The organism is Dactylosporangium sp. NPDC049140 (assembly GCF_040648435.1).
Genome location: NZ_JBEZDS010000020.1, coordinates 81,725 through 102,843 on the forward strand (window position 1 = coordinate 81,725; position 21,119 = coordinate 102,843).

Here is a 21,119-nt window from a genome sequence, read left to right on the forward strand (position 1 = left end):
GTTCAGGCGAAGACCGGTGGCTGTCCGGTCGCCTCGAGCACGGACAGCCACAGGTCGCCGTCGGGGTCGACCAGGTTGCGGGAGCTGATGGCCAGGGCGATCGGCACGTGCACGAACCGGCCCCGCCAGCGGCCGACGACCATCTCGGTGCGCCCCGCCATCGCGGCGTGCGCGGCGGCGTGGGCCAGGCGGATGCAGTACACGCTGTCGTACGGGTCGGCCGGAACGCTGCGGATGGTGTAGCTCGGGTCGATGTACTTGAGGTTCGCCTCGACCCCGGCGGCGGCGAAGTGCTCGGCGATGCGCCCCCGCAGGTAGCGCCCGAAGTCCTCCAGCCGTACGTTGCCGGACGCGTCGCGGCCGTTCGCGGTGAGGTACTCCTGTCCCGCCCCCTCCGCGACGACCACCATCGCGTGCCCGCGGTCCACGACCCGCCGGCGCAGGTGCTCGAGGAACCCGCCGGGCCCGTCGAGCGCGAACGGCACCTCGGGGATGAGCACGTAGTCGGCGTCGTTGTTGGCCAGCGCCGCATAGCAGGCGATGAAGCCCGAGTGCCGGCCCATGAGCTGGACCAGCCCGATGCCGTTGGGGAACGCGGTCGCCTCGACGTGCGCGGCGCGGATCGCCTCCGTCGCCTTGCCGAAGGCCGTCTGGAAGCCGAACGAGCGCTCGATGTACGGGATGTCGTTGTCGATGGTCTTGGGCACCCCGACGACGGCGATGCGCAGGCCCCGCTCCGCGACCGTCTCGGCGATGCGCAGCGCGCCGCGCATCGAGCCGTCACCGCCGATGACGAACAGCACGTTGATGCTGAGCTGCTCCAGGCAGTCCACGATCTCGTCCGGGTCCTGGTTGCCCCGCGACGTGCCGAGAATGGTGCCGCCGTACTCGTTGATGCCGGCCACCGCGTCGGGGTCCAGGTCCACGACGGGCCGGCCGTAGCGGGCGGTCATCCCCTGGTACCCGTTGCGGAACCCCACGATCCGGCGCACGCCGTAGTGGTTCGTCAGCTCCAGCACCAGCGCCCGGATGACGTCGTTGAGGCCCGGGCACAGCCCGCCGCACGTGACGATGCCGACCCGCGTCTTGGACGGGTCGAAGTAGATCTTCGAGCGCGGGCCGCCGGGCTCGAACCCGGGCAGCTCCGCCACCGGCACGCCGCGCGCGGCGACCAGCGCGACGGTGTCCTCCAGCAGCACCCGGTCGGCCTCGTCCACGTAATGCCACGTCGTGCCCTGGCGGCGCAGCAGGGCCGAGAGCGGCGAGTCGATCCGCCCCTCGCCGAGCCGGGCGATCTCGAGCCGGGCGCGTTCGTCGACCATGCGCACCATCGTCCGCCCGCGGCATTTCGCGCCGGTTAATCGGTTGAGGCGGCCGGCGGTGGCGCGCCAAGCTGAGGGTATGCGGGTCACCTTCATCCGGTTCCCCGACCACCAGCGGGCGCACGTCGTCGTCGAGCGCGACGACGGCGTCGTCTACCGGCTCGACTCCGGCCCGGCCGGCCCGGAGACGCCGCACGACCTCGTGCACTACACGGTCGAGGACGCCCTCGCGGTGCCCGACGGCATCTGGGGCGCGATCGCCGGCGGCGTGGTCTTCCACAGCATGCACCACGTCGCGGGCCGGCGGCCGCCGCACGCGGCCGAGCGCTCCAAGGACATGATCCGCGAGCACCGCGACCGGCTGCAGCGCGCCGAGCTCCTCGGCGGGCTGTGCGAGCGCGCCGCCGCGCTGCCCGATGCCGAGCTGCCCCGGTTCGCCGCGCGCGAGCCCAACATGGCGCTGACCGTCGAGCAGCTGCGCACCGCGGCTCGGGCGCTGCACCGGGCCGCCGCGGCCTGGGCGGAGCTGGGCGTCGGGGAGGAGCTGCGCCTGGAGTGGCCGGGCTGGCGCCGGCTCACAGCAGCGGCGACGCCTGAGCGGACGCAACGACCGGGACGATCTCGAAGTCGACCAGGTCGCTCCAGCGCGCGACCCAGGTCATGAGCAGGGTCAGGTCGTCGCACTCCATCAGCTGGTAGCAGCGGCCGAAGTCGGCCGTGACCCAGCTGTCGACGTACCGCAGGCCCTCCGGGATCATCCGGCCCTGCTCGCGGGCCCGCTCGTACACCGGCCGCGCCTGTCCGCCGCGGAACGTCTCGACCACCATGAACAGCATGTGCTCACGGTAGCGACCGGGTCCCGGACGACCACCCCACCGGCGTCGTCCGGGACCCGGGCGTCCTCATGCGGGCAGGTTCCAGCGCTGGTTCGCGCCCGCGAAACAGGTCCAGATCTGCAGCCGCGCGCCGTCGGCCGTCGAGTTGTCGGTGACGTCGAGGCACTTGCCGAGCGCCCGCAGCGTCCCGTCCGCGTTCGCCGTCCAGGTCTGCGCGGCCGAGCCGTTGCAGTCGTACAGCTGCACCTTCGTCCCGTCCGTCGCGGTCGCGCCGGTCACGTCGAGGCACTTGCCCAGGGCGCGGAGGGTGCCGTCGGTGCCGACCGTCCACTGCTGGGCGCCGGTGCCGTTGCAGGTGTACAGCTGCACCGCCGTGCCGTTGGCCGAGCCCCCGCCGGCGACGTCGACGCACTTGCCGCCGAGCCCGGTGATCTGGCCCGTCCGGGTCGGCGTCGACGCGCCCGCCTTCCACGTGAACGTCGCCGACGTCTTGGCCGGCAGGCTGTACGTGAAGTGCTGGCCGCTCCAGTTGACGGTCACCGCCTGGGTGCTGCCGGTGTTGTTGTACGCGATGAGCGCGCGGGTCCCGTCCGGGTTGAGGTACGCGATGTTCGGCACGCTCGCGTTCGCCGTGGAGTCCACCCGCGAGGCGCCGGGCCGGACGAACTTGGTGAGGTGGCCCATCGTGTAGTACTCGATGGTGTAGTCGACCTGCCCGGAGCGCGAGTCTCCGTTGTGGACGGTGATCAGGCCCGTGCAGGTACCGCAGCCGCCGTAGTGCGGGCCCATGTTCTGGTCCACGGCCAGGCTCCACTTGGTGAAACTCTTGGACCAGTTCCGGCCGTAGTCGATCATGTTGAGCATGTCTTCCTGCTGCTGGTTCGCGATCCAGGTGCCGCCGGAGTGCTCGGTGCTGTAGGCGTTGACCGCCGGGTACTGGTTGTGCACCGACGTCTGCTTGGTGACGTCGCCGCCGTAGCCGTGCCAGGCGATGCCGCCGAACAGGGAGTCGTTGCGGATCGCGGCGTCGTTGACGGACTGGGCGGCGTAGGAGTCGTACACGTCCCAGTTCCAGTCGTGCACCAGCACCCTGGTGGACAGCCCGGCCGCATGGAAGGCGGGCAGCAGGTTCGAGCCGACGAAGAAGTCCAGGCCGTTGGCGTTCCAGCTCATCGACGGGTACCCGGCGCAGCAGGTGGGCTCGTTCTGCGGGGTCACGAAGTCGACCTTGACGCCCTGGGCCTGGTACGCCTGGACGTACTTCACGAAGTACTGGGCGTAGGCCGCGTAGTACTGCGACTGCAGCCAGCCGCCGTTGAGGCTGCCGCTGTCCTTCATCCAGCCCGGCGCCGTCCACGGGCTCGCCATGGTCGTGAGCTGCGGGTTGAGCTGCTGGGCCTGCTTGGTGAGCGGCAGTACGTCGGCGAGGTCGTGGGCGATGCTGAAGTTGGCGAGACCCGGGTCGGTCTGGCCGGCCGGGCGGTCGTCGTAGGAGTACCCGCTGCGGGCCAGGTCGGAGGCGCCCATCGGGTTGCGCAGGAAGCTCAGCCCGATGCCGTTGACCGGGTCGAAGAGCTTCTGCATGACGGCGGTGCGGGTGCTCGCGGACAGCGCGCCGGAGCTGTTCATGAGCCAGGCCGCGGTGTCGGTGAACGAGGCGCCGCCGCCGGTGAAGGTCTGGTACTTGGTGGCGTCGTTGACGGTGATGTTCTGACCGCTGCCGCCGGTACCACTGGAAAAACTGATCGCGGACTGCTGGGCGAGACCGCGGGTGACGGTGCGGCCACCGGCGTCGCTGGTGGTCGTGAGCCAGACGTTGACGGACTCGCCGGCGGCGAGCGCGCTGGGCGCGGCGATGAAACCGGCCACGCCGACGGTCACCGCCGCGAGCGCGGCGATCCCGTAGCGAAACCTGATGCGGGGGCGGTGCATTGCGGCCTCCTCGGCCAGTGTGAAGGCGGTGCGGACGCCGACGGCGATGTAACGGAATGAAACGTCCTGTAACATCGCTGGGCATCAGCAAACCGCTGCGGGGATTGACTGTCAAGAGTCCTTATAGAAAGAGGCGCGCCGATGGCGGGGCATCGACGGGTGACGGTGCGCGACATCGCGGCCGAGACGGGCATGTCGATCGCGACCGTGTCGCGCGCGCTGAACGACCACCACGCGGTCACGCCCGCGACCCGGGCGCTGGTGCACGAGGCGGCCGAGCGGCTGCGGGCCCGCATCGGGGTGAGCGGCCGGTCCAAGGGCGGGGCCGTCTTCGTGCGCTGCCCGTACGTGCTCACCGACTACTTCGGCCTGATCGTCTCCTCGATCGCCGAGACGCTGACCCTGCACGGCCGCCAGCTCGTGCTCACCGCGGGCGAGGCGGGCCAGCGCACCCCGCTGCTGGCCGACCTCGACGGGCGCGAGGGGGTCACCGGCGTCATCGTGATCCTGCCCCCGGAGCCCGGCGACGACCTCGTGGAGCTGCAGCGGCGCCGGATGCCGTTCGTGGTCGTCGACCCGCGCACCACCCTCCCCCGCGACATCGTCTCGGTCTCGGCCGCGCACTTCGCCGGCGCCCGGCGCCTCACCGGCCACCTGGTCGAGCTCGGCCACCGCCGCATCGGCGTGATCGGCGGCCCGACCGAGTGGCTGGCCAGCGACGCCCGCCTGGCCGGGCACAACGCGGCCCTCGCCGACGTCGGGGTACTGCCCGCCGCGGAGCTGCTGCGCAGCGTCGAGCCGACCACCGGGCGCGGCCACCGCGCCGCCGGCGAGCTGCTCGACCAGCCGGCGCGCCCGACCGCGCTGGTCTGCTTCAACGACAAGGCCGCGGTCGGCGCGCTGCGGGCCGCCGCCGAACGTGGCCTGCGCGTGCCGGAGGATTTGTCAATCACCGGTTTCGATGACCTCGACCTGGCCCAGGCGACCGGCCTGACCACGGTACGCCAGCCGCTGCAGGAGATGGGCCGCATGGCCGTGTCGCTGCTCGTCCGGCTGCTGGAGCAGCACGAGCTCGACGCCCTGCACGTCGAGCTGGCCACCGAGCTCGTGGTGCGCTCCTCGACCGCCCCGCCGCCGCCCGTGTGACGGGTGCGATCCTGGTGGTTATGACCCCGCGCATCTGGTTCGTCCTGCAGCACCGTCCCGGCCCGGCCGCCACCCCCGGCGTCCGCATCACCGACCAGCCGGGCTTCCAGGAGCACCTGGCGTTTCTCAACCGGCGGGCGGAGGACGGCACGTTAGTCGCGGCCGGACCGTTCGACGACACGGACGGCGCGGTGGACGAGGGCATGACGGTACTGGCCGCGCCGACCCTCGAGGACGCGCGGCGCCTCGCCGAGTCCGACGACGAGGCGGTGCGCTCGGGCCTGCTCGCCGTGACCGTCCGCACGTGGACGGTCGTCATGACCCCCGGCGTCGCGGAGGACTGAGCTGGTGCTGTTCGTCCACCGGTCGCACTACGAAGGGCCGTGGAGCAAGCACATCCGGCGGCTGCCCGACCGTACGGTGCTGGACTGGTTCCGCCGCGGCTGGGACACCCGTCAACGGCGGCGTCGCGCGACTGTCCGGTGCCCGGGCGAGCCGCCGTAGATGTCGAGGGGGTTCGGGTGGAGCGCAGCTCCCCCGGCGCGAGCGAAGCGAGCTAGGAACTCAGCTCGTTCGCGGCGGCCTTGCGCGCCGGGTTGGCGCTGCCCCGGCTCGCGTCCGGGTGGACGCGGTTGGTCAGCAGGACCAGGATCACGCGGCGGTGCGGGTCCAGGACCATCGACGTGCCCGTGAAGCCCGTGTGGCCGAAGGCGCCGCGGCCCGCCAGGCGGCCCATGTACCAGCTCTGGTCGATGTCGAAGCCGAGCCCGTGCGCCGCCGCGGCGCCGAAGCGCGTGTTCTGGTTCGTCCGCAGCCGCTCCACTGTGGACGATTTGAGCAGCGGGCCGCCGCCGTCGAGCAGGGCCCTTCCGAACCGGGCCATGTCGGCCGCGGTCGAGAAGATGCCCGCGTGGCCGGCCACGCCGCCCAGTCCGGCCGCGGCGGGGTCGTGGACGGTACCGCGGATCCCGCCCTCCGTCGCGGCGATGCGGTGCAGCAGCGAGGGCGGCGGGAGGTACCCGGTGTCGGCCAGGCCCAGGGGTGCCGCGATCTCGCGCCGCACGAGCGTGTCGAGGTGCTCGCCGTGCAGGCCGGTGACGATCGCGCCCAGGGCGATGAAGTTCTGGTCGGCGTACAGGAAACCGGACCCGGGCGCGGCGACCGGCGGCTGCCCGAGCACCGACGCGAGGCGCTCGTCCGGGGTGTCGCCGGACAGCGGCGTGTCCTTCGACAGGCCCGAGGTGTGGGTGAACAGCATGCGGACCGTGATCCCGGGCTTGGCCTCGAAGAACGGCACATACCGCGACACCGGCGCGTCGAGGTCGAGCTGCCCGCGCTCGACCAGCCGCAGGGCGAGCACGGCGGTGAACGTCTTGGTCAGCGAGGCCAGGTCGTAGAGGGTGCCGGGGTCGGCCGGGACCCGGTCGGCGGCGGGCAGCTCGGTCTTGTCCGCCGCGTACCGCACCGCGTCGCCGACCGCGAAGTGCGCGGCGACGCGGCCGTCGAGCGCGGCGAAGGCGACGGCGCCGGGGTACAGCGGGTGCTGCGGGTTCTCCGGCGTGGTGCTCAGGTAGCGGCCGACCACGGCGCGCAGCCCGGCCTCGTAGCGGGTCACCGGCGGGGTGGCCCAGGACTCGGGCGTCCCGACCGGGATCGACCACGCCGAGGTGCCGGCCGAGGGTGCGGCCCCGGCCGGCGCGTGGACGGTCCTCGGCGGCGCGTCGCACGCCGCGGTCACGGATGCGGCGCTCAGCAGCAGCAGGCCGCGCCGGGTCAGCCTCACTCGGGCGAGCGGACGGCCTCGTACACGGCCGCCATGTCGTCCTCGCCGAACCCGCGGGCGACCGCCTCGTCGAGCAGGCCGCGGGCCGCGTCCACCACCGAGGAGTCGACGCCGACCGCCGCGGCGAGCTCGCCGACGAGCCGGGCGTCCTTGGCCGCGCCCTCCGCCGGGAACGCCACCGGGTAGTCGCGCCGCTGCATGAGGGGGACCTTGAACTGCGCGTACGGCAGGTCGAGGGCCCCGCCGGCGACCAGCGGCAGGAAGTCGACGCCGATCGCGTCGGCCAGGGCGGCGCTCTGCGCGAGGGCGGCGGTCGCGGTCACCACCCAGCTGTTGACGACGAGCTTGGTGCGGCTGCCCCGGCCCGCCTCGCCCAGCCAGGTGACCTTCGCGGCGATGGGGCCGGCCAGCTCCTCGACCCGGCCCCGGACGTCCTCGGGCCCGGAGGCGAGCACATGCAGCTTTCCCTGCTCGGCCGGGCCGCGGGTGCCCAGCACGGGCGCGTCGACGTACACCAGGCCCAGCTCGTCGGCGAGCCCGGCCAGGTGGTCGGCGCCGTCCGCCCCGACGGTGCTCAGCTGCAGCCACAGGGTGCCCGGGGCCAGCCCGGGGGCCGCGGCCCGCATGACCTCGGCGACCGAGGCGTCGTCGAAGAGCATGGTCACCACCGGGTCGGCCCCCGCGACGGCGTCGGCCGGGCTGTCGGCCACTATCGCGCCGTCGGCCGCGAGGGGCTCGGCGTGGGTGCGGGTGCGGTTCCACACCCGCACCTCGCGCCCGGCCCTGAGCCAGTTGCGGGCGACGGCCGCGCCCATGATCCCGGTGCCCAGTACTGCCAGTGTCATGCCCTCGATCGTGCCACGGGGTCCGCGGCTCAGGTGACGTGACCGCAGACGCACGCCTGCGAGATGCTGCGCAGCATCGGGCGTGTCGGCACGGTCTTCAGCCCGGAACCGATCACCACGACCGTGGTGCCGTCCACGAGCGAGGGGATGATGCCCAGCTCGTTGTCCACGTAGTCGTTCATCGTGTGGGAGTCCCGGAAGGTGAGGTAGACGGCCTGCGCCACCCGGTGCGGAATCATCTCGCCGTCCGCCAGGTGGCAGTCGTACTCCCCGAACGCCGTCACGTTCGCGCGGTATTTCGCGTCGATGTTGGCCGGGTCGGTGACCCACTCCCCCTTCGGGCAGTCCGGGTCCTTGGCGAACACGGGCTGGACCTGCGACTTGACCACGTCGAGGGTGAGCTTGCCGGCCGCCGCGGTCGTCTGCACCGGCGCGGCCGAACTCTGCGCGGGGGCGGCGGGGCTCGGCGCGGGGGCCGCGGTGTTCTTCGGGGAGGAGCAGGCCGCGAGCAGCAGCAGGGCGGCGGCCGTGGCCGAAACGGTGAGGGTTCGCATGCCGCTCAAGGTAGAAATCGGCCCGGATCCCGGGCATCAGTGTCAGCACGTATTCCCCTGATACGTCGGGTGCCCGACGATACGGTGGTGCGCACAGCCCTGCGGAGTCTGGCGGCGGCCGCGGCCGTCGCCGTCGCGGTGCTGGGCCGAGACGCCTTCGGCGCGTGGGAGCTGGCCTGCTTCGTGGCCACCGGCGTGCTGCACACCGAGGCCGGCCAGCGCATGTGGCGGGAGCGGCCGGACTCGCGGATGGGCCCGCTCATGCTCGCCGCCGGGCTGTGCTGGCTCGCCGACGGGGCGGGGCGGATCGCGCTGCCGGGGCTGTTCCGCGACGACCTGATGCTGGGGATGGTGTACCAGCCGCTGGTGCTGCACTGCGCGCTGGTCATCCCGATCGGCCGGCTGCGCGGACGGCTGGACCGGGCCACCGCCCTGGCCGGCTACCTGTTCTGGCCGGCCGCGCTCCTGGCGTGGTGGCTGACGCCCGGGCACCCGCCGGGGACCGCCGGCCTGCTGCAGCTGCGGGCCGCGACCTACCCGGCCGTGGGCGTGTTCCTGCTGCTCTTCCTGTTCCATCGGTACCGTGCGGCAACCCCGCTGTACCGTGCCGCCTACACCCCGTTCTGGATCGCCAACCTGGGCAACGTCGCCGCGACCGCGCTGGTCAGCGCCGACTGGTACGTCGGCGGCTCCGTCCCCGAGATCGTCTACTACGCCGGCAGCGCCGCGATCCCGGTCGGCGCCTGGCTCAGCCTCGCCCGCAGCCGGCCGCCCCCGCCGGCGATCCGCTCGCTCGTCGCCGCCCTCGGCGCCGAGCAGCCCGCCCCGGCCGCCCTGCGCGACGCGCTGCGCACCTCCCTCGGCGACCCCAGCCTGGAGGTGCTCGCCCTCGACGAGGTCGCCGCGCACGCCCGGGACCACCCGGACACGGTCGTGACCCCGCTGCGGGCCGGCGGCCGCGCGGTCGGCGCCCTCGCCCACGACCCGGCGCTGGCCGCCGCGCCCGACGTGCTGCACGCGGTGCTGCGCATGGCCGCGCTGGTTCTGGACAACCGGCTGCGCCTCGACGAGGTCCAGCGCTCCCGGCGCCGGATCGTCGAGGCCGCGGACGCCGAGCGGCGCCGCATCGAGCGCAACATCCACGACGGGGTACAGCAGCGGCTCATCGCCGCGTCGCTGCTGCTGCGCCGCGCCCAGCGGGCCGCCGGGACGACCTCGCCGCTGCTCGGCCAGGGCCTGGCCGAGCTGGACACCGCGGTGGCGGAGCTGCGCGAGATCGCGCGGGGCATGAACCCGCCGGCGCTGGTCCTGCACGGCCTCGCCGGGGCCCTGGAGAGCATCGCGGAGCGGTCGGCGGTGGCGGTGCGCGTCGACGACCGGGCCGGCGGCGCGGCGCTGAGCGACGAGACGGCCGTGACCGCGTACTACGTGGCCCTGGAGGCGGTGACGAACGCCGAGAAGCACGGCGGCGCCGACGAGCTGGAGCTGCGGCTCACCACCGCGGACCAGGAGCTCGTCGTGCTCGTGCGCGACACCGGGGCGGGCGGCGCCGCGTTCGTGCCCGGCGGCGGCCTGGAGGGGCTGCGCGACCGGGTCGAGGCGTGCGGGGGCCACCTGCTGCTGGACAGTCCGCCCGGCGGCGGCACCAGGTTGACCGCCAGACTGCCGCTGACCCCCGAGGAGCCGCTGTGACCGACCGGATCGTGCTCGCGGACGACTCCCTGCTGCTGCGCGCCGGGCTGGAGCGGCTGCTCGCGGCCGAGGGCTTCGAGATCGCCGGCTCGGCCGGCGACGCGGACGAGCTGCTGCGCTGCGTCGCGAAGGAGCGCCCCGACGCCGTCATCGTCGACATCCGCATGCCGCCGACCTTCACCGACGAGGGGCTGCGGGCCGCGCTGCGCCTGCGCCGCGAGGAGCCGGGGCTGGCGATCCTGCTGCTGTCGCAGTACATCGAGACCCGCGACGTGGTCACGATCCTCGAGCAGGGCGAGGCCGGGGTCGGGTACCTCCTCAAGGACCGCATCACCGACATCGACCGCTTCCTGGCCGACGTGCGCCGGGTCCTCGCGGGCGGCACGGCGATCGACCCGCTCGTCGTGGAGCGGGTCATGCGCCGCCCGCGCCGCCGCGCCGACGAGGGCATCGGCGCCCTGTCCGAGCGCGAGCGTGAGATCCTCGCCCTGATGGCCGAGGGACTGTCCAATGTGGCCGTCTCCGAGCGGCTGTTCCTGGCCGAGCGCACCGTCGAGGCGCACATCCGCAGCATCTTCCTGAAGCTCGGGCTGCCCGCGCTACCGGACACCAACCGCCGCGTGCTCGCCGTCCTGTCGCTGCTGCGCGCCTGAGCCGCGCTCCGGGCGCCGCCCCCCGAAGCTGGCCAGCGCCGCCTCCAGCAGCGGCAGGGCGTGCAGCACCTGGCGGGTGCGGATCAGGGCGTCCCAGACGCGCTCGAACTTCTTCCAGGCCCCCGCGTACGCCAGGTGCCGCAGCCGGTCGCCGGCCCGCCCGTGGCTCGCGGCGCCCCGCCAGAGCGCGCCCCAGCGGTAGAAGTCCTTGTACGCGCGCCAGTACCCGTCCTCCAGCTGCCGGGCGGTCATCCCGCGCGGCTCGTAGACGACGTGGCGGGTGTCGTACAACTCCCAGTCGCGGTGCGCGATGCGCCCCTCGGCCTCGATCCGGCGGAACAGCCCGGTGCCCGGGTACGGCGTCATGATGTGGAAGGTCGCGGTCTCGATCCCCTGCGCGACCGCCCACTCCACCGTCCGGTCGAACACGTCGGGCCCGTCCTCGTCCATGCCGAACACGAAGCTCGCGTTCACCATCGCCCCGGCGTCGTGGATGCGCCGGGCCACGGCCGCGTAGTCGCGCCCGATGTTCTGCCGCTTGCGCTGGGCCGCGAGGTTGGCCGCGTTCACCGACTCGAACCCGACGAACAGGCTGCGCAGCCCGGCGCCGGCCGCCGCCTCGAGCAGGTCCGGCGCGAGCACGGCGTCGACCGTGGAGGCCGCCTGGAACACCCGGCCCATCCCCCGCATCCCCTCGAACAGCGCCAGCGCGAAGCGGCGGTTGCCGAACAGGTGGTCGTCGAGGAAGTACAGGTGGCGGCCGGGCAGCCGGTCGATCTCGGCCAGCGCCGCGTCGACGGCCTGGGTGTAGAACGACTTGCCGCCCCCGAAGAAGGCGTCCTTGTAGCAGAAGTCGCAGTGGTGCGGGCAGCCGCGCGACACCACGATCGAGTTGGGCACCAGATAGCGATGCCGCTGGATCAGGTCGCGCCGGATCGGCGGCAGGCGCTCGAGCGTGCGTTGCTTCGAGGTGTACCGCGGCAGCGGCGCCCGGCGCCGCAGGTCGGCCAGGAACACGGGCCACGTGTCCTCGCCCGGCCCGAGGAATACCGCGTCGGCGTGCGCGGCCGCCTCGTCGGGCAGCGAGGTGACGTGCAGCCCGCCGAGGGCGACGAAGACCCCGCGGGCCCGGTACCAGTCCGCGAGCTCGTAGGAACGGCGCGCCGAGGTGATGTACACCTGGATCACGACGAGGTCGGGAAGCCGGTCCCCGCCGGCCGGGTCGAAGCGTTCGACGTGCTCGTCGACGATCCGCACTTCGTCGTCGTCGGGCAGGTACGCCGCGAGGGTGGCCAGCCCCAGCGGCGGGAAGAGGGAGTACTTGATCGGGCGGAACAGCGGACTCGTGGCCTCGGTGAGCGCCGGCAGAATCATCAGGACCCGCATGCCCCCGACGCTAGGACGAGTTTCGGCGCATGCGGTGGCGGATGTGTGTGCATTCAGAAAGCGAGATCGACCCAGACGGCCGCGTGGTCGCTCGCGCCGTGCCTGGCCGCCGTCAGCTCCGGGTAGATGCCCCACAGCTTCGGCGGCTTCTTGTTCTCCGGGCTGCCCCACAGGCCCTTGCGGAACACGCCGCCGCCGGTCACCTTCGCCGCCAGCCCGGGCGAGAGCAGGATGTAGTCGAGCCGGTTGGAGATGGTGCAGGACTGGAACGTGCCGGGCCGCTCCTGGCCGCTGTCCTTCGGGTCGAACAGCCCGCCGAAGGCGTCGAGGTCGTAGCAGCTGACCAGCGGCGAGCCGGCGTCGAGCAGCGGCTCCAGGGTCGGGTGGTGCTTGGGGTCGTGGCGGTCCGGGCCCTTGTTGAAGTCGCCGAGGACCGCGACGTACTCGGCGCCGTCGGCGCGCAGCCGGTCGTAGAGGGCGCGGACCTCGGCGCTCTGCCGCGAGCGCAGCGGGTCCGGGTCGCCGGACGCGAACGACTGGCTCTTGAGGTGGTTCAGCAGCAGGTAGAGGTCCTCGCCGCCGGGCAGCCGCAGCTTGTACAGCGGGCAGTCCCGGCTGAACAGCCGCTTGCCGGCCACCGCCGGGTCGGGCACGTCGACGTGGCTGCGCACCCAGTCGATGCCGACGTCCGCGGTGCACAGCAGCCCGACGTCGATGCCGCGGGGGTCGTTGCCGTCGACGAGCATCGCGTGCTCGTACCGCCGGCCCAGCAGCTCGTCGTTGAACCGCACGAGCGCGGGCCGGTTCTCGGCCTCGACGAGGCAGAGCACGTCGGCGGCGAGGTCACCGATCACGCGGGCGGTCATCCGGGTGCCGGTCTCGTCGACGGGCTCGGTGATGAGCTCGACCCAGCCGGTCCAGTCACCGCGGCCGGCCGCCACGATGTGCGGCTCCCGGTCGGCGGGCGCGGCGAGGAAGTCGCCGCGGTTCTCGCGCAGCAGGGCCCATGCGGTGTCGAACTGCCGCGGGTTGAGCCGCCGCCCGTCGCGGGTCTGCACGAGCACGCCCAGCGTCACCAGGGCGTCGAGCAGCGCCGCCTTGTCTTCCGGGGTGTACTCGTCGTGCGCCGCGATCCGGTTGAAGGCTTCGAAGGCCGCGAGTGCCGGCTGGCCGGTCTCGCGCACGGTGTTGTCCATCGCCTTGGCCCGGGCGAAGAGATTCTCCACGTTGAACGTAGCGAGCCGCATGTCACGCAACGTAGCAGCCGCCCACACAACGTCAGGTCGGCTGGGCGACAAGCCGAGCTCGTCGTCCACGCCGCCGGTCGTACGCGGCCGGCCGCTATCCCCCGCCCGGCGCCAGGTGCCGGTTGTGCTGCTGGGTGGAGAACTCCAGGACCTCGATCATGCCGGCCAGCACGGTGTCGTCGTAGCGCTGGAGGAACGCGTTGCCCTCCTCGACGACCGGGCCGTAGATCTCGTACACCGACCGCAGGGCGAGCGGGGTCGGGCGCACCGTCACCCGCCGGCGGTCGCCCGCGTCCCGCTCGCGGGTCACGTACCCGGCGCGCTCCAGCCGGTCGATCGCCGTGGTCACCCCGCCGGTCGTCATGCCGGCCGCGACCGCCAGCTCGCCCGGCGACAGCGGCCCCGCCTCCGGGCCGAACAGCAGCTCCAGGCAGCGCATGTCGGTGCGGTTGAGGCCCAGCCGGTCCGCCGCGCGCTGGTCGAGTGCGTCGACCGCCCGCTGGTACTCCTGCATCGCCCGCCCGAACGCGGCGATCAGTTCCGAACTCACCCTTGCGATCCTACCGGATCACTCGTACGCTAAGTAACTAGAAATTCTAGCGACTAGATCAGCGAGGTAACCTGACGTGAAGGTCATCATCATCGGGGCGGGCACCGGCGGCATGTGCCTGGCCCACGGGCTGCGGCGGGCCGGGGTCGACGTGGCCGTGTACGAGCGCGACCGCACCCGCGCCAGCGGCCTCCACGGATACCGGGTCGGCATCGACCCGCACGGATCGCGCGCGCTCAAGGCCTGCCTGCCGCCCGAGTTGTACCGCACGTTCGTCGCCACCTGCGCCAAGGCCCCCGAGCGCTTCATGTTCCTCGACGAGCGCCTGCGCCCGACGCTAACCCTCACGCTGCGTGAGACCACCGACGACGTGAACGACGAGAAGTCCGTGAGCCGCATGACCCTGCGCCAGGTGCTCTTCACCGGGATGGAGGACGTGCTGCATTTCGACAAGACCTTTGTCCGGTACCAGCACGAGCCCGACGGCCGCGTCACCGCCCACTTCGCCGACGGCACCAGCGACACCGGCGACGTGCTCGTCGGGGCCGACGGGGTGCACTCCCCGGTGCGCCGGCAGCGGCTGCCGCACGCCCGGCTCGAGGACGCGGGGATCATCGCGGTGGCCGCGAAGGTACCGACGACGCCCGAAGCTCTTTCGCTCATGCCCGGAGGGCTCTTTCCGGGCATCGGCATGGTGCTGGCGCCGCGCGGCATGGCGTGCATCCTGCATTCGATGGAGTTCCCCTGGACCGCCGACGGGCGGCCCAAGTCGGGGATCGGCGGCAGCGACCAGGAGCTGCTCGCGGCGTGGCCCGGGCTGCTGTTCGACAACACGCGGGACTACCTGAACTGGGGGTTCTGGGCGTCGACGGACAAGTACCCGGCCGACGTCATGCAGCGCTCCGGCGCCGACCTGGCCCGGCTCGTCACCGCGATGACGCCACGCTGGGACCCGCGGCTGCACCGGCTCTTCGCCCTCACGGACGCGAGCACCTGCTTCCCGATCACCATCCGCACGTCGGTGCGCGTCGAGCCCTGGCCCACCGACAACGTGACCCTGCTCGGCGACGCGATCCACACCATGACGCCGGGCCAGGGCGTGGGCGCGAACACCGCCCTGCGCGACGCGCACAACCTGGTGCGGGCCCTGACCGGCGGCCGCCCGCTCCTCGACGCGGTGCGGGACTACGAGCGGGAGATGATCGAGTACGGCTTCAAGGCCGTCGAGGCCTCCAAGAAGCAGACGGGCGGCGACCAGCTCGTGCACCGACCGGTCGTGGGCCGCGTGGCCCTGGCCGCGCAGCGCACCTTCCTGCGCGCGACGGACCGCATTCCGGCCCTGAAGCGCCGCTTCGAAGCCGAGCTGTACGAGGTGCGCGGCTGAGACCTACTCCGTCACGGACGTGATGCCGATGACCCGGGTGAGCGCCGCGTGCAACTGCAGCAGCTCGTCGAGCGGCATCCCGAGCCGCTCGAACACCGCCGGCGGGATCTTCTGCGCCTCGGCCCGCAGCGCCCGCCCCGTCTCGGTGAGCGTGACCTCGAGCAGCCGCTCGTCGTGCTCGGCCCGCCGCCGGTGGATCAGTCCGCCGGCCTCGAGCCGCTTGAGCAGGGGCGAGAGCGTGCCCGGGTCGAGCTGCAGGAGCCGGCTCAGGTCCTTGACCGAGAGCGTGGCGTGCTGCCACAGGGCGAGCATCACCAGGTACTGCGGGTGCGTCAGCCCCATCGGCTCCAGCAACGGCCGGTAGAGCGCAATGACGTTGCGCGACGCCACGGCGAGCGCGAAACAGACCTGATGCTCCAGCGCGAGCGGATCGGGCACCCCTGCGTCCTCGGTCACCACGGCAGCCCTTCCTCTCGACGCTGTCGGCTGCCATACTAGCGGTACGCCAACAATTGGTACACCAACCATTGGACCGCAAAGGAGTGCCGCTCATGTTCGGTCTGCTGCGCCGCGACCGTGCCGCCGGGAAGAAGGACCGCGTGGGCAACTTCTTCTTCCAGATCTTCGGGCCGCCGACGGTGGAGGGCGCCATGCAGGGGTGGAGCCCGCAGGCGCGGGACCAGTACCGGCAGATGCGCGAGAACCAGCGCCGAGCCGCCGCCGCGAGGCGGGCCGCCGAGGATTCGGATCGCTGAGGTCTTCGCTCGCCGGTTGCGCCTTTCGCCCCCCCGCGCGGTGCGGTCTTGATGCACCGGCCCTCACAGCGCACCCATTTTCCGCACCGGCGCGCAGGTCTCGTCTCCATTCCACGACGCCGCCCAGCTCCGCATCTGCGCGAGCGAGACGCCACCCCGGCCCTATCTCACGAGGCCACCCAGTCCGGCATCCGCCCGGGCGCGACGGCGCCGCGGTCTCCACGACGCCGCCCTACTCCGACATCGACTCCCACATCGGCGCGGTCATGATGCGCCGGCCTGCACGATGCCGCCCTGTTTCCACGGCTCGCATGTCCCAGCCGGGATCAGCGCAACCGCCGCCGGGCAGCCTCCTGCAGCAACGCCAGCCGAATCGCCCCGACAGCCACGACCGCCAGCGCCGTCCGCCACACCGCAACCCCGAACTCCATGGTCGTGACATGCCCGGCCCCGTACCGCCCGGCCACCCCATCGAGCCCCGGCATACTGACGATGAGCGTGAGAATCGCGACCCCCGCCAGCGCCGGCGCAACCCAGACCGCCCGCGGCCGCTCGAACGTGGCCCAAGCCCCGCCCACGACCACGAACGTGGCCGTAATGATCAGCATCGCCATCGCCACGGTAACCGGCCGATGCCCGTCGAGCCGGCTGGCCCCGTTGAGCACCCACCCGCTCCACTCGTCACCGCCCCGCTGCAGCAGCGTCGCGTTGCCGAAGTTCGTCTCCACGATGACCGCGTTGTCCTCCCGAGCCCACGGCAACGCCAGCGCGAGCAGCGCCCCGATCGCCCCGGCGAGCGCCACGATCCGGCTGCCGAGCCCGGCCGTGGTCGGCCCCGGCGGCGGCGTAACCTCGCCCGGCCCAACCCCGGCGTCCTGCGGTGAATTCATGCCCGTAGACCGTAGTGGTCGCGCACCGGCCAAGTCACGGCCCCGGCCGATGGTCGTCGAAACGCTTCCCGCCCCCGCCCCGACGGTTTTCGGCACTCGGTCACGCCATTTCCCCGCAACGACGGCTTATCCGGCGATTGACTACCGTCGAGTGCCGCCGCGAGAGGCGTTCGTCGCCCGGTAGTGGTCCAACGCCTCACTTCTCCGCCGCAACGGGCTCTCAGCGCCCGATTGCCGCTGAGACGGTTCACTTCCTCACCGCGCCGTGTTGTCGCCGCCCAACCCTCCACTCCCCCACCGCGACAGATTCTCAGCGCCCGGTCACCGCCCAACGCTTCACTTCCCCGCCGCGACTTGTTCCCAGCGCCCGGTCACCGCCCAACGCTTCACTTCCCCGCCGCGACTTGTTCCCAGCGCCCAGTCACCGCCCAACGCTTCACTTCCCCGCCGCGACTTGTTCCCAGCGCCCAGTCACCGCCCAACGCTCCACTCCCCCCGCCGCAGCAGGTTCTCAGCGCCCTGTCGCCGCCGAGACGGCTCATTTCCCCGGTGCGACAGGTTTTCGGCGCCCGGTCGCCTGCCGATAGCCCGGATGGACCCCCGGCACCAATCCCTGCTGGTCCGCGATCCTCTGCAGCAGCCCCGTCAGCTGCGCGCGCTCGTCCGGATCGAGCGCGGTGAGCAGCTCGTCGTCGTGTTCGGTGGCGATCGATCGCATATCCATCATGACCTGCTCCCCGTCGACGGTCAGATAGAGCTCGTGATGCCGCCGGTCGGTGGCACCGGTGCGCCGCTCGACGAGGCCTTTGTGCCCGAGGTTGTCGATGAGCACCACCACGCGGCTGGGCACCACGCCGAGGTCGACGGCGACCGACTGCTGGCTGCGCCCGGGCTGCCCGTTGATCATCCGCAGCAGTCCGACCTCGGCCGGTGAGAGCCCGAGCCGCTGCACCCGGTCTGCGAATCGTTCCGAGGCGTGTGCGCCGACCTGCGCCAGCAGGAAGGCCGCCCCTCGTGGCCTCCTGGGTTGCCCGCCGTCCGTCATGCCGCTATGGTACACCACAACGAACGATTCACTCCACTGAACTATTCAGCCTTGAGAAGGGAGTGGTCCGATGTCGTTCACCAGCCATCCCGACCTGGCCGGCAAGGTCGCCCTCGTCACCGGCGGGTCGCGCGGAATCGGCGCCGCCACATGCCGGGCACTCGCCACCAACGGGGTTCGCGTCGCCGTCAACGGGCGTGACCCCGCCGCGGTCGAGAGCCTCGTCGGCGAGATAGCCGCGGCCGGCGGGACGGCGCTGGCCGTGCCCGGCGACGCCACCGACGGCGCGGTCGTGCACCGCATCCGCGAAGAGGTCGAGCGCGCGCTCGGCCCGGTCGACATCCTGGCCCCGTTCGTCGGCGGGCAGGGCCGCCCGGTGCCCACGCACGAGCTCGGCGCCGAGCAGTGGCGCGCCACCGTCGAGGCCGACCTGACCTCGGTCTTCCTCGCCGTCAGCGAGGTCCTGCCCGGCATGATCGAGCGGCGCACCGGCACGATCGTCACGATGTCCTCCACCGCCGGCCGCATGCCCGGCCTTGCGAGCGCCGCCTACGCCGCGGCCAAGGCGGGCGTGGTCATGTTCAGCAAGCACCTGGCCGCCGAGGTCGGCCGGCACGGCATCCGGGTCAACTGCCTTGCGCCGTCGGCCGTGCTCAACAGCCGCATGCGGCAGCACATGACCGACGAGCAGCTCGACGAGCTCGCCACCCACTTCCCGCTGGGCCGCATCGGCCGCCCGGAGGACGTCGCCGAGGCCGTGCTCTACCTCGCCTCCGACGCCGCCTCCTGGATCACCGGCGCCACGCTCGACCTCACCGGCGGCCGGGTGATCGTATGAGTGCCACGGCAGGCACGGCCGAGCGGCGGCGGGTCCAGGGCGGGCCGCACCTCGGGGCGCTGGCGATCGTGTTCGCGGCGCTGTTCCTCGTCGGGCTGGTCCTGAGCACGATGCTGGCGGGCGGCAAGCCGTACCCGTCGCCGTTCGGGGACGGGGCGGGCATCGTGGCGTACTTCCGCGACAACCCGGACGCGGTGCGGATCGGCGGGGCCTTCCAGTTCGGGGCGGCCATCCCCCTCGCCATCTACGCGGCGACCGCGAGCGCACGGCTGCACCAGCTCGGCATCCGGGTGCCCGGCCCGACGATCGCGCTGGCCGGCGGGCTGCTCGCCGCGGGGTTCCTGGCGCTGTCGGGCGTGATCGGCTGGGTGCTGTCGCGGCCCGAGGTGCACGAGGACCCGGCGCTCGTCCGGGCGCTGCAACTGCTGAACTTCGGCGCCGGCGGCGTCGCCCACGTCGTGCCGCTGGGGCTGTTGCTGGCCGGCGTCGCGGTGCCGGGGCTGCTGGCCCGGCTGCTGCCGAGGTGGCTGGCCTGGGCGGGGCTGGCGATCGCGGCCGTCGCGGAGCTGTCGACGCTGGCGCTGCTGGTGGACGGGGCCGCCTACCTGCTGCCGGTCGCGCGCTTCACCGCCATCGCCTGGCTCATCGCCGCCGGGTTCCTGCTGCCACGGCAGAGGGGGCGATCCGAGACGTAGAACGGCCGGCGGGAGACGATCGCGGAGATCGGCACCGGCTACGAGGTTGGGTCGGGCAAAGTCTCGGCTGGCCGTGGACTTGTCCAAGCTCCACGGCCGGCTGAGAGATTCCGTGGTCGCGCTTCCGCTGGGGCCGGGTGGTGGGTCGCCGAACGGATGCATGCGTGGATGAACGTCCCCGGCAAGCTACGCCGCCACGCCGACCCGCGCGCCGCGGTTTGGTGGCCCGCAGAAGCCCGCAGTTTTGGTGGCCCGCAGAAGCCCGCGGTTTGGTGGCCCGCAGAAGCCCGCAGTTTTGGTGGCCCGTAGAAGCCCCGAGGGAGATAGCCGTTGCCGAGTCGCGGTGTCCGGGCCTGCTGTCACGGCTGGAGCTCCCGCCGGCCGGGGATCAGGGTCAGCCGGCGCGCGGGTCAGGGGTGGAGGCCCCGTTGCCGCGCCGCAGCCTCCGGGCCCCCGCTGTTCCCGCTGTTCCCGCTGTTCCCGCTGTTCCCGCTGTTCCCGCAGAAGGGTGCGATCCGGGCTCAACCGGCGCGTAGAAGGCGAGGACCAGGCCGTCACGGCTGACGCTCGTGCGAGCCGAGGATCAGCCTGCGCACAGGTCGCGGGGTGGAAGACCCCGTTTGCGACGCCGCAGCCTCCGGCCCCTGCTGTTCCCGCTGAAGGGCGCGATCCGGGATCAAGCGGCGTGCAGGAGCGAGGAGCAGGCCACCACGGCTGACGCTCGTGCGAGCTGGGGATGAATCAGCCAGCGCACAGGAGCGAAGGGTCGTAGACGTTGCCGAGGCCGGTCTGAGGAGTTGGGCTGGGCGGGGCCTCCGGCGCGGCGAAGCAGGAACGCGGGTGAAGCTGTGCGCGTCCGGGGGTCAGCCCGCCCGTAGGAGTGGGGGGTAGAGGGCCGTTGCCGGGCCGCGTTTGAAGAGTTGGGCCGGGCGGCCTCGGTCGCCTGTTGTTGAGCGGCCCGTTGGTACCACGAAGCCGGGAGTCGATGTGGCCTTGCGGTGGAAGTTGCGCGGGTCCAGCCGGGCCGACCAGACGGCCTCGTAGACCTGGCGCAGCTCGGCGATGGTGAACTCCGGGGGGCAGAAGGCGGCGGCCAGCGGGGAGTACTCGAGCTTCGCCCGCGCCCGCTCCACGCCGTCGCGCAGGATGCGCTCGTGGTCGAAGGCCAGGGGCGGGACCTCCGCTACCGGGAGCCATACGGCCTCGGCGGCGTCGCTGCCCGCGGTCGGCGTCGGGGCCTCCGGGAGCAGGGCCAGGTAGGCGACGGTCACCACCCGGGCTCGCGGGTCGCGGCCGGGCGCGCCGTACGTGGCCAGCTGCTCCAGGTGGGCCGCCGGGTGGTGCACCCCCGTCTCCTCCGAAAGTTCGCGTATTGCCGCGTCGGTCAGGTCCTCGTCGTCCAGCACGAAGCCGCCCGGCAGGGCGTAGGCGCCCTCGTGCGGGGGGATGGCGCGGCGGATGAGCAGGACGCACAGCGCGTCCGCGCGGACCGTGAGCATGACCAGGTCGACCGTTACGGCAAAAGGCATGTATTTATCACCACATTGACGAGAAACTGCTCGGACT

Annotated in this window: 22 protein-coding genes; 9 read left to right on the forward strand and 13 right to left on the reverse strand. The window is 72.6% G+C overall.

Annotated features, from left to right (window positions below; all coding sequences use genetic code 11):
* Positions 1 to 2: 2 nt before the first annotated feature.
* A complete protein-coding gene (locus AB0B76_RS29125) occupies positions 3 to 1,322 on the reverse strand; it encodes an ATP-dependent 6-phosphofructokinase (RefSeq protein WP_360381501.1) in 1,320 nt (439 codons plus the stop codon).
* A gap of 79 nt (positions 1,323 to 1,401) precedes the next feature.
* Here AB0B76_RS29125 and AB0B76_RS29130 point away from each other — a divergent pair, with 79 nt between their 5' ends.
* Positions 1,402 to 1,986 (forward strand): hypothetical protein, encoded by a 585-nt coding sequence (locus AB0B76_RS29130; RefSeq protein ID WP_360381502.1) that lies wholly within the window; start codon positions 1,402 to 1,404, stop codon positions 1,984 to 1,986.
* Here AB0B76_RS29130 and AB0B76_RS29135 read toward each other — a convergent pair.
* The gene (locus tag AB0B76_RS29135) at positions 1,898 to 2,158 is read right to left on the reverse strand and encodes a DUF3303 family protein (protein WP_360381504.1); all 261 of its coding nucleotides are present in this window, start codon (positions 2,156 to 2,158) and stop codon (positions 1,898 to 1,900) included. The two genes, AB0B76_RS29130 and AB0B76_RS29135, sit on opposite strands and share 89 nt — an antisense overlap.
* Positions 2,159 to 2,224: 66 nt before the next feature.
* The gene (locus AB0B76_RS29140) at positions 2,225 to 4,090 is read right to left on the reverse strand and encodes a ricin-type beta-trefoil lectin domain protein (RefSeq protein WP_360381506.1); all 1,866 of its coding nucleotides are present in this window, start codon (positions 4,088 to 4,090) and stop codon (positions 2,225 to 2,227) included.
* 141 nt (positions 4,091 to 4,231) lie between these two features.
* Here AB0B76_RS29140 and AB0B76_RS29145 point away from each other — a divergent pair, with 141 nt between their 5' ends.
* A complete protein-coding gene (locus AB0B76_RS29145; RefSeq protein WP_360381507.1) occupies positions 4,232 to 5,236 on the forward strand; it encodes a LacI family DNA-binding transcriptional regulator in 1,005 nt (334 codons plus the stop codon).
* 20 nt (positions 5,237 to 5,256) lie between these two features.
* On the forward strand, positions 5,257 to 5,580 hold the full coding sequence (locus AB0B76_RS29150) for a YciI family protein (protein WP_360381509.1): 324 nt from the start codon (positions 5,257 to 5,259) through the stop codon (positions 5,578 to 5,580).
* Between the two features lie 212 nt (positions 5,581 to 5,792).
* Here the strand turns inward: AB0B76_RS29150 and AB0B76_RS29155 are convergent, their stop codons facing one another.
* From AB0B76_RS29155 to AB0B76_RS29165, 3 genes are read right to left on the reverse strand one after another with little or no spacing between them, the layout of a single operon-like run.
* On the reverse strand, positions 5,793 to 7,019 hold the full coding sequence (locus AB0B76_RS29155) for a serine hydrolase domain-containing protein (RefSeq protein WP_360381511.1): 1,227 nt from the start codon (positions 7,017 to 7,019) through the stop codon (positions 5,793 to 5,795).
* A complete protein-coding gene (locus tag AB0B76_RS29160; protein WP_360381513.1) occupies positions 7,016 to 7,864 on the reverse strand; it encodes an NAD(P)-dependent oxidoreductase in 849 nt (282 codons plus the stop codon). Before AB0B76_RS29160 ends, AB0B76_RS29155 begins: the two co-directional genes overlap by 4 nt.
* A 29-nt stretch (positions 7,865 to 7,893) precedes the next feature.
* Complete coding sequence (locus AB0B76_RS29165) at positions 7,894 to 8,418, reverse strand: hypothetical protein (protein ID WP_360381515.1); 525 nt, start codon at positions 8,416 to 8,418, stop codon at positions 7,894 to 7,896.
* A gap of 87 nt (positions 8,419 to 8,505) precedes the next feature.
* Here AB0B76_RS29165 and AB0B76_RS29170 point away from each other — a divergent pair, with 87 nt between their 5' ends.
* Positions 8,506 to 10,110 carry a histidine kinase gene (locus AB0B76_RS29170; protein ID WP_360381517.1) on the forward strand — a complete coding sequence of 535 codons (1,605 nt, stop codon included), beginning with the start codon at positions 8,506 to 8,508 and terminating at the stop codon, positions 10,108 to 10,110.
* Positions 10,107 to 10,763 carry a response regulator transcription factor gene (locus AB0B76_RS29175; RefSeq protein WP_360381519.1) on the forward strand — a complete coding sequence of 219 codons (657 nt, stop codon included), beginning with the start codon at positions 10,107 to 10,109 and terminating at the stop codon, positions 10,761 to 10,763. The genes AB0B76_RS29170 and AB0B76_RS29175 overlap by 4 nt, the downstream gene beginning before the upstream one ends.
* On the opposite strand, the gene AB0B76_RS29180 is transcribed toward AB0B76_RS29175, so the two are convergent.
* From AB0B76_RS29180 to AB0B76_RS29190, 3 genes are all read right to left on the reverse strand, one after another.
* Entirely contained in the window at positions 10,710 to 12,149 is a 1,440-nt protein-coding gene (locus AB0B76_RS29180) for a radical SAM protein (RefSeq protein WP_360381521.1), read from the reverse strand. The two genes, AB0B76_RS29175 and AB0B76_RS29180, sit on opposite strands and share 54 nt — an antisense overlap.
* A 53-nt stretch (positions 12,150 to 12,202) precedes the next feature.
* Complete coding sequence (locus AB0B76_RS29185) at positions 12,203 to 13,396, reverse strand: endonuclease/exonuclease/phosphatase family protein (RefSeq protein ID WP_360381523.1); 1,194 nt, start codon at positions 13,394 to 13,396, stop codon at positions 12,203 to 12,205.
* Between the two features lie 94 nt (positions 13,397 to 13,490).
* Positions 13,491 to 13,946: a MarR family transcriptional regulator gene (locus AB0B76_RS29190; RefSeq protein ID WP_360381525.1), complete on the reverse strand. Its 456-nt coding sequence runs from the start codon at positions 13,944 to 13,946 to the stop codon at positions 13,491 to 13,493.
* A 76-nt stretch (positions 13,947 to 14,022) separates the two neighbouring features.
* On the opposite strand from AB0B76_RS29190, the gene AB0B76_RS29195 reads away from it, so the two are divergent.
* A complete protein-coding gene (locus tag AB0B76_RS29195; RefSeq protein ID WP_360381527.1) occupies positions 14,023 to 15,330 on the forward strand; it encodes an NAD(P)/FAD-dependent oxidoreductase in 1,308 nt (435 codons plus the stop codon).
* Positions 15,331 to 15,333: 3 nt separating this feature from the next.
* Here AB0B76_RS29195 and AB0B76_RS29200 read toward each other — a convergent pair whose 3' ends face one another.
* On the reverse strand, positions 15,334 to 15,786 hold the full coding sequence (locus tag AB0B76_RS29200; protein WP_360381529.1) for a MarR family transcriptional regulator: 453 nt from the start codon (positions 15,784 to 15,786) through the stop codon (positions 15,334 to 15,336).
* A 95-nt stretch (positions 15,787 to 15,881) separates the two neighbouring features.
* On the opposite strand from AB0B76_RS29200, the gene AB0B76_RS29205 reads away from it, so the two are divergent.
* The gene (locus tag AB0B76_RS29205) at positions 15,882 to 16,085 is read left to right on the forward strand and encodes a hypothetical protein (RefSeq protein ID WP_360381531.1); all 204 of its coding nucleotides are present in this window, start codon (positions 15,882 to 15,884) and stop codon (positions 16,083 to 16,085) included.
* 326 nt (positions 16,086 to 16,411) lie between these two features.
* Here AB0B76_RS29205 and AB0B76_RS29210 read toward each other — a convergent pair whose 3' ends face one another.
* Together AB0B76_RS29210 and AB0B76_RS29215 are read right to left on the reverse strand one after the other, a co-directional pair.
* Entirely contained in the window at positions 16,412 to 16,975 is a 564-nt protein-coding gene (locus AB0B76_RS29210; RefSeq protein WP_360381533.1) for a hypothetical protein, read from the reverse strand.
* Positions 16,976 to 17,513: 538 nt separating this feature from the next.
* Complete coding sequence (locus tag AB0B76_RS29215) at positions 17,514 to 18,020, reverse strand: MarR family winged helix-turn-helix transcriptional regulator (protein ID WP_360381535.1); 507 nt, start codon at positions 18,018 to 18,020, stop codon at positions 17,514 to 17,516.
* A gap of 70 nt (positions 18,021 to 18,090) precedes the next feature.
* On the opposite strand from AB0B76_RS29215, the gene AB0B76_RS29220 reads away from it, so the two are divergent.
* Positions 18,091 to 18,858, forward strand: a complete 768-nt coding sequence (locus AB0B76_RS29220) for an SDR family NAD(P)-dependent oxidoreductase (RefSeq protein ID WP_360381537.1) — start codon at positions 18,091 to 18,093, stop codon at positions 18,856 to 18,858.
* On the forward strand, positions 18,855 to 19,553 hold the full coding sequence (locus tag AB0B76_RS29225; protein ID WP_360381539.1) for a DUF4386 domain-containing protein: 699 nt from the start codon (positions 18,855 to 18,857) through the stop codon (positions 19,551 to 19,553). Before AB0B76_RS29220 ends, AB0B76_RS29225 begins: the two co-directional genes overlap by 4 nt.
* A gap of 863 nt (positions 19,554 to 20,416) precedes the next feature.
* Here the strand turns inward: AB0B76_RS29225 and AB0B76_RS29230 are convergent.
* A complete protein-coding gene (locus AB0B76_RS29230) occupies positions 20,417 to 21,082 on the reverse strand; it encodes an NUDIX domain-containing protein (RefSeq protein WP_360381541.1) in 666 nt (221 codons plus the stop codon).
* Between the last annotated feature and the right edge of the window lie 37 nt (positions 21,083 to 21,119).